Source organism: Streptosporangium sp. G12, assembly GCF_052983175.1.
The window spans coordinates 1-1,559 of the sequence record NZ_JBRIQO010000084.1 but is presented as its reverse complement, the minus strand read 5'-3'; the positions used below and the strand labels follow the sequence as shown (position 1 = coordinate 1,559).

Sequence of the window (1,559 nt, the reverse complement as noted above, 5' to 3'; positions counted from 1 at the left end):
CTCCTTCACCGTGACCTTCTCCCCTGGCCTGACAGAAGGATGACCCTGATGCCCCCACCGCACGCGCGCCGCGCCCTGGTGACCGCCCTGGCCACACTGCTCGCCGTGATCGCCGGCCTGCTCTCACCGATCGCGGCCCACGCCTCGCCACCCGCCCAGTACACCAACCCCCTGGCCACCCAGCGCGCCGACCCGCACATCTTCCGCCACACCGACGGCTACTACTACCTCACCGCGACCGTCCCCGAGTACGACCGCATCGTGCTGCGCCGCGCCACCACCATCCAGGGCCTGGCCAGCGCCCCCGAGACGGTCATCTGGCGCAAACACACCAGCGGCGAGATGGGCGCCCACATCTGGGCACCAGAAATCCACTTCATCAACGGCAAGTGGTACATCTACTTCGCCGCCGGCCGGGCCGACGACATCTGGCGCATCCGCATGTACGCGCTCGAAAACTCCGCCGCCAACCCCCTGACCGGCACCTGGACCGAACGCGGCCGGATCACCACCCCCTGGGACACCTTCGCCCTGGACGCCACCACCTTCACCACCAACGGCGTGCGCTACCTGCTCTGGGCCCAGCAGGAGCCGAACATCGCCACCAACTCCAACCTCTACATCGCCCGCATGGGCGCCAACCCCTGGACCATCACCGGCGCCACCACCCGCCTGACCGTGCCCACCCTGGCGTGGGAGACCCGCGGCTACAAGGTCGCCGAGGGCCCGGCCGTGCTGCAGCGCAACGGGCGGCTCTTCCTCACCTACTCCGCCAGCGCCACCGACGCCAACTACTGCCTGGGCATGCTGACCGCCTCCGCCTCGGCCGACCCGCTCAACGCCTCCTCCTGGACCAAGAACACCAACCCCGTCTTCGCCAGCAACACCGCCACCGGCCAGTACGGCCCCGGCCACAACTCCTTCACCGTCTCCGAGGACGGCCACAGCGACATCCTCGTCTACCACGACCGCAACTACCGCGACATCACCGGCGACCCGCTGAATGACCCCAACCGCCGCACCCGCGTCCAGAAGATCTACTGGAGGGCCGACGGCACCCCCGACTTCGGCATCCCGGTCCCCGACGGCGCGACCCCCCTACGGCTGATGTCCCACGACACACCCGGCTCCGCGATACGCCACTGGGACTACCGGGCCCGCCTGGAGGCGAACGTCTCCCCGCTGGCCGACTCCCAGTTCAGGATCGTCACCGGCCTGTCCGGCTCGGGCACCGTGTCACTGGAGTCCACCAACTTCCCCGGCTACTACCTGCGACACCGCAACCACGAAGCCTGGGTCGAGCGCAACGACGGCACCACCCTGTTCAAAGCCGACGCCAGCTTCACCCGCCGCACCGGCCTCACCGGCTCCGGCACGATCTCCCTGGAATCGGTCAACTTCCCCGGCTACTACCTGCGCCACCGCGCCGGCCAGGCATGGGTCGAGCAAAACGACAGCACCACCACCTTCCAGGGAAACGCCAGCTTCGTCCTCGAATGAGACCCGGACGGAGAACGCGGACATGAGAAAGAGGGGTGACGGCGACGCACCCCTCTTTC

At 68.5% G+C, this 1,559-nt stretch carries 1 protein-coding gene; it reads left to right on the top strand.

Annotated features, from left to right (window positions below):
* Nucleotides 1-48: 48 nt before the first annotated feature.
* Entirely contained in the window at nt 49-1,500 is a 1,452-nt protein-coding gene (locus ACVCAG_RS45675) for a family 43 glycosylhydrolase (protein ID WP_447191664.1), read from the top strand.
* Nucleotides 1,501-1,559: the final 59 nt, after the last annotated feature.